Annotated in this window: 6 protein-coding genes; 3 read left to right on the top strand and 3 right to left on the bottom strand. The window is 69.0% G+C overall.

The window, feature by feature from the left end; translation table 11 throughout:
• Both hmgA and ER13_RS15465 read left to right on the top strand, forming a co-directional pair.
• Positions 1-929: homogentisate 1,2-dioxygenase (hmgA, locus tag ER13_RS15470; RefSeq protein ID WP_035310670.1), on the top strand; the 929-nt coding region annotated here is incomplete at its 5' end.
• Positions 926-1288 (top strand): hypothetical protein, encoded by a 363-nt coding sequence (locus tag ER13_RS15465; protein ID WP_035310668.1) that lies wholly within the window; start codon positions 926-928, stop codon positions 1286-1288. The genes hmgA and ER13_RS15465, both read left to right, overlap by 4 nt.
• A gap of 177 nt (positions 1289-1465) precedes the next feature.
• On the opposite strand, the gene ER13_RS15460 is transcribed toward ER13_RS15465, so the two are convergent.
• Complete coding sequence (locus tag ER13_RS15460) at positions 1466-1852, bottom strand: DUF983 domain-containing protein (protein ID WP_008260146.1); 387 nt, start codon at positions 1850-1852, stop codon at positions 1466-1468.
• Positions 1853-1970: 118 nt separating this feature from the next.
• Here ER13_RS15460 and ER13_RS15455 point away from each other — a divergent pair, with 118 nt between their 5' ends.
• Positions 1971-4829, top strand: a complete 2859-nt coding sequence (locus tag ER13_RS15455) for a lipopolysaccharide assembly protein LapB (protein ID WP_035310666.1) — start codon at positions 1971-1973, stop codon at positions 4827-4829.
• A gap of 36 nt (positions 4830-4865) precedes the next feature.
• Here ER13_RS15455 and ER13_RS15450 read toward each other — a convergent pair whose 3' ends face one another.
• Together ER13_RS15450 and fliP are read right to left on the bottom strand one after the other, a co-directional pair.
• Positions 4866-5144: an HU family DNA-binding protein gene (locus ER13_RS15450; protein ID WP_008263548.1), complete on the bottom strand. Its 279-nt coding sequence runs from the start codon at positions 5142-5144 to the stop codon at positions 4866-4868.
• A 113-nt stretch (positions 5145-5257) separates the two neighbouring features.
• Positions 5258-6049: a flagellar type III secretion system pore protein FliP gene (fliP, locus tag ER13_RS15445; RefSeq protein ID WP_035310672.1), complete on the bottom strand. Its 792-nt coding sequence runs from the start codon at positions 6047-6049 to the stop codon at positions 5258-5260.
• Positions 6050-6078: the final 29 nt, after the last annotated feature.

Raw genomic sequence — 6078 nt, 5'->3', positions numbered from 1 at the left:
ATCCCGACGCCGGGGGCGGGGCGGGCGTCCACCTGTATGTCGCCAATCGCTCGATGATCGACCGCGTCTTCTACGACGCCGACGGCGAACTGCTGATCGTGCCCCAGCAAGGCGCCCATCGCTTCGTCACCGAGATGGGCGTGATCGAGGCCCAGCCCGGCCACATCGTCCTGATCCCGCGCGGCGTCCGCTTCCGCGTCGAGATCGACGGACCCGTTCGGGGTTACGTCTGCGAGAATTACGGCAGCCCGTTCCGCCTGCCGGACCTGGGGCCGATCGGCGCCAACGGCCTGGCCAATCCGCGCGACTTCGAAACCCCGGTCGCGGCCTATGAGGACGTCGATCGCCCGACCCAGTGCGTCCAGAAGTACGGCGGCCGTCTGTGGGCCACGACCTTTGCGCACAGCCCGCTGGACGTGGTGGCCTGGCACGGCAATCTGGCGCCCTGCCGCTATGACACGGCGCGGTTCAACACGATCAACACCGTCAGCTACGACCACCCGGACCCGTCGATCTTCACCGTCCTGACCAGCCCGTCCGAGACGCCGGGCACGGCCAATATCGACTTCGTCATCTTCCCGCCGCGCTGGATGGTGGCCGAGCACACCTTCCGCCCGCCCTGGTTCCATCGCAACGTCATGAGCGAGTTCATGGGCCTGGTGACCGGCGCCTATGACGCCAAGGCCGGCGGCTTCGCGCCCGGCGGCGCCAGCCTGCACAACCGGATGAGCGGCCACGGCCCCGACCAGGCCAGCTATGAGGGCGCGATCCAGGCGGAACTGAAACCGCACAAGATCACTGACACCCTGGCCTTCATGTTTGAGACCCGGGCGCCGATCCGGGTCACGAAATGGGCGTCGGAATCACCGCAGATGCAGCTCGACTACGACGACGTCTGGTCAGGCTTCGCAAAAGGACAGGTCAAATGATCCGTATCGCTCTCATCGCCGGCGCCGCCTTGCTGGCCGCCGCCTGCACCCCTCAGACGACAGGCGCCGGCTCCGACGCCCCGATGCAGAGCGCCGACGCCTCGGCCTGCGCCACGCGGGGCGGCACGATGAAACAGGTCGGCCGGATGCAGTCCTGGCAGTGCGTGATCAGCTACGCCGACGCGGGCAAGTCCTGCACCGACGGCGACCAATGCCAGGGCGACTGCCGCGTCGAAGGCAACAGCGGCCTCGCGCCGGGCGCGGCGACGACCGGCGTCTGCCAGGCTGACAGCGACCGTTTCGGCTGCAATACGCCGGTCGAGGACGGCAAGGCCGGCCCGACGCTCTGCATCGACTGAGGTGCAAGGTTCGGGCGAAGACCGCCCTATCCCATAAGACCGGCATCCTCGCCCTTGTGGCGAGGATCCATACTCCCGGCGCCTGACATGTGTGCCCGCTGCGGACGCACCGGGATTATGGATCCTAGGGACAAGCCCTAGGATGACGGCGTGAGAGGGGGGGCTGCGCCCCCGCCCTCAATCCCCGTGTTTACCGTTGCTGGAGAACTCCGGCGGGGCGGCCTTGTGGATGAACTGCTCCGCCACCAGCCAGGCCTTGAACGGCCGCAGGCAGCCCAGGCACATGATCACCAGGATCGGCAGGGTCACAACCGCGTGCACCCAGATGGGCGGCTTCACGCTGAAGTCGAAGACCATCAGCAGGATCATCCCGACCAGGCCCACCGCCGTCATGACGAAGAAGGCGGGGCCGTCGGCCGGATCGGCGAACCCATAGTTCAGCCCGCATTTCGGGCAGGATTCGCGCAGGGTCAGATAGCCCTTGAACAGCGCCCCCTCGCCGCAGCGGGGACAGCGACAGGCCAGGCCGGTCTTCAGGGTGCTCAGGCGCGGGTAATCGGTCATGGCCCCATCATGGGCCGGATCGCGCCGCCTGTCGCCGGACGAACCGTCCTATCCGTAGAATCCCGGTCAATGTCGGTTAACCGTGATTAAAGAGCTTGTGGGGCAAGGCTCGACGGATATGTCCGGGACCCCGCACAGCAAGCGTATCCTGAAGTCGACCGTGGCCGCCGCCGCGGCCGGCGCGGTCGTGTTCGCGCCTCTGGCGCCGCTGGCCCAGGAAGCCGGCCGGTCGCGCGATCCGCTGTCGATCAGCATCGGCCAATCCAGCGAATTCACCCGTGTCGAATTCGGCGGCGTCATCGGCGCGCGCAGCCAGGTCCGGCGCGAGGGCGACAAGGTGATCGTCCGCCTGGGCGTCTCGGCCGCGCCGGACGTCTCGCGCCTGCGCGTCGATCCGCCGGAGGGGGTCAAGGCCGTCGAGACGCGGCTGGCGCGGGGCGGAACGACCGATCTGGTCATCACCCTGGCCGAGGGCGCCGACGCCCGGTCCGGCGCGGCTGACGGCGCGGTCTGGCTGAACCTCTACGCGCCGGGCAAGGCGCCCGAGCCGACGTCGGAAGAACGGGCGGCGGCCATCAATTCCGTCGTGCCCGTCCGCGCCGTCTCGACGCCGGACAAGACGGTCCTGACCTTCCAGTGGGGCGCGCCGGTGGGCGCCGCCGTCTTCCGGCGAGGCGAGGCCGTCTGGGTCGTGTTCGACACCGCCGCCAAGATGGACCTGACCGGCGCCAAGGCCCTGGGTCCGGCCAAGGACGCCCGGTGGGCCGCCGGCCCTGACTACACCGCCGTCCGCATCGCCGCTCCCGACGGCCTGCCTGTGGCGGCCGAAGGGCAGGGCGGAACCTGGACCGTGACCATCGGCGGTCCGCCCGCCGGCGCCTCGGGCGTCGAAATCGACCGCTCCGACGACGGCTCGGCCACCCTGGTGGCGCGGATGGCGGGCGCGACCAAGACCGTCTGGCTGACGGATCCCCTGGTCGGCGACCGTTTCGCCGCCGTCACCGCCCTGGCGCCCGGCAAGGGGTTCTCGGGCACGCGCAGCACCGTCGATCTCAGCCTGATCCCCACCGCCCAGGGCCTGGCGGTCGAGACCACGACCGACGATCTGAAGATCGAGGCGGCGGGCGATCTGGTCACCCTCAGCCGCCCGCAGGGCCTGACCCTGTCGCCGCCGTCGGCGACGCTGGAGGCCGCCGCCCATGAGGATGACGCGCCGAAGCCGGCGGCCTATCCGGCCCTGATCCTGGAGGAATGGGCGACCGCAGGCGAGGACGGCTTCTCGCAACGCTATCGCCGCCTGCAGGACGCGGCGGCTCAGGAAACCATCGCCGGAACCGACAATCCCCGCGCGCCCATCGCGGCGCGCATGGCCCTGGCCCGGTTCCTGGTCGGGTCGGGCCTGAACTATGAGGCGATCGGGGTCATCAACGCCCTGGTCGCCAAGGCTCCCAACATGCAGGGCGAGCCCGAAGTGCGCGGCCTGCGCGGCGCCGCCCGCGTCGGCGTCGGCCGTCTGGAGGAGGCCCAGGCCGATTTCGCCGGCTCGGCCCTGTCGAACGATCCCGCCGCCAAGGTCTGGCAGGGCTATATCGCCGCCGAACAGGGCGACTGGGAGGGGGCGCGCCGCGCCTTCGCCGCCGGGGCCTCGGTCATCGACGACTTCCCCAAGGAATGGCGCGCCCGCTTCGGCGCCGCCGACGCCCTGGCCGCCATCCAGACCAACGACCTGCCGGCCGCGCGCCAGCTGCTGGCCTATGTCTTCAGCCAGAACGCCTCGGCCGCCGATCAGCTGACCGCGCGCGTGGTCCAGGCGCGGCTGTTTGAACTGTCCGGCGACAAGGACCGGGCGCTGGCGGTGTACAAGGCCGTGGCCCGCGCGCCGCTGGACGGCATCGCCACCCCCGCCAAACTGGGCGCCATCGGTCTGGAGCTGGACAAGGGCGTCCTGACGCCGGATCAGGCGGCCCAGCAGCTTGAGCAGTTGAAGTGGCGCTGGCGCGGCGACGCCACCGAACTGGCCGTCATCCGCAAACTGGCCAACCTCTATCTTCAGCAGGGCCGCTATCGCGAGGCCCTGGACGCCCTGCGCGGCGCCGGCAAGCGGATGTCCGGGGTGCCCGGCGCCGCCGAGATCTACGCCGACCAGTCCAACGCCTTCCGCGCCCTGTTCCTGGAAGGCGCGGCCGACGGCTTGCAGCCGGTTCAGGCCCTGGCCCTGTTCTATGATTTCCGCGAACTGACCCCCATCGGCGCCGACGGCGACGAGATGGTGCGCCGTCTGTCGCGCCGCCTGATCGACGTCGATCTGCTGGACCAGGCCGCCGAACTGCTGAAACACCAGGTGGACGAGCGGCTGGACGGGGTGGCCAAGGCCCAGGTCGCCACCGATCTGGCCACCGTTTATCTGATGGACCGTCAGCCGGAGAAGGCGTTGCAGGCCATCTGGGGCTCGCGCACCACCCTGCTGCCCAACGCCATCAACAGCGAGCGTCGGGCGCTGGAGGCCCGCGCCCTGATGGATCTGGGCCGCTACGATCACGCCCTGGAGGTTCTGGACCGCGACCAGTCCGCCCCGGCGCGCGAGGTGCGCGGCGACATCCTGTGGAAACAGCAGAAGTGGGCCGAGGCCGCGCCCCTGTACGAAGCGCGTCTGGGCGACCGCTACAAGCAGGCGGAGGCGCCCCTGACCCCGTCCGAGGAAAGCTGGCTGATTCGCGCCGGCGTGGGCTATTCGCTGAGTGGAAACCCCGCCGCCCTGGATCGTCTGCGCGGCCAGTATTCGCCCTTCATCCCCCGGGCGCGGTCAGCGAATGCGATCCGCGTGGCCCTGGACGACAATCTGGCGGGTCTGGCCGGGGCGAACGATTTCGCCGCCCTGTCGGCCAACGCCGACACCTTCGTCGGCTGGGTCAACGCCGCCAAACAGGACTTCCGAAAGGAAACGGGCGGGAATCGCCCAGCGACCCCCGCCCGTTGAATCGGTTGATCGGTCCCCGAGGGGACCGGAAAAACCTTAGCCGTTGACGGCGTCCTTCAGCGGCTTCGAGACGCGGAAGCGGACGGCCTTCGAGGCGGCGATCTTGATGGTCGCGCCCGTGGCGGGGTTGCGGCCTTCACGCTCGGCGCGGGCGGCGGTGTCGAAGACGCCCAGGTTCGAGATGCGCACGTCGCCGCCGGCCTTCAGGCTGGCGTGGATGTTTTCGACGATGGCGGTCAGCACCTTGCCGGCGTCGGCCTGCGAGACACCGGCGTCCTTGGCGACGGCGGCGATCAGTTCGGCTTGAGTGGTCATAAGAAGCGTTTCCAGTGTTAGTCGCCCGATTCAGGGCGAGGACCGGTGGATCAACACGGATTTCGTCCGGTATTGCAAGCGGGTAAAAGGCGCAAAGCCTTATGGGGCGGGGATTATCCGGTTCCGGACGCCCGCTGGAAGCTCTCGACCAGGCTGCCGGCGACCAGTCTCCAGCCGTCCACCAGCACGAAGAAGATCAACTTGAACGGCAGGGACACCACCACCGGAGGCAGCATCATCATACCCATGGACATCAGCACGCTGGCGACCACCAGATCGATCACAAGGAACGGAACGAAAAGGAGAAATCCGATTTCGAACGCCTTCTTCAGCTCGCTGATCATGAAGGCCGGCGTGACCACGCGCAGGGGCAGCTCCTGCAGGTTGGCCGGGGCCTCCACGCGGCTCAGACGGGTGAACAGGGCCAGGTCTCCGCGGTCCACCTGGGCCAGCATGAAGGTTTTCACAGGTTCCGACGCCGCATCGAAGGCCTGGGGCAGTTCCATCTGCTGATCCAGCAGCGGACGGATGCCCGAATCATAGGCGTCCTGCCAGGTCGGGGCCATGACGATGGCGCTCAGGAACAGGGCCAGGGACACCAGAACGGCGTTCGGCGGCGACTGCTGCATCCCCAGCGCCGTCCGCAACAGCGACAGGACCACGACGATTCGCACGAAACTGGTGGTCATGATGACGATGGAGGGCGCCAGCGACAGCACGGTCATCAGCCCGACCAGTTGCACCACCCGCTGCGTCAGCCCCGCGCCGCTGCCCAGGTCGATATTGATCGCCGACCCGCCCGCCGCCGCGTCCTGGGCGAAGGCCGCCAGAGGCCAGGCCAGGCACACCAGGGTGGTGAACAGAGACAACAGGGCCGCGCGCTTCAGCTCGGCGCCCGTGGGGATCGTGAAGAGCCTCTCCCTCCCCCTGCGGG

It is taken from the genome of Brevundimonas sp. EAKA (assembly GCF_000698025.1).
Lineage (GTDB): Bacteria > Pseudomonadota > Alphaproteobacteria > Caulobacterales > Caulobacteraceae > Brevundimonas > Brevundimonas mediterranea_A.
This window is presented reverse-complemented; position numbering and strand designations above follow the sequence as displayed.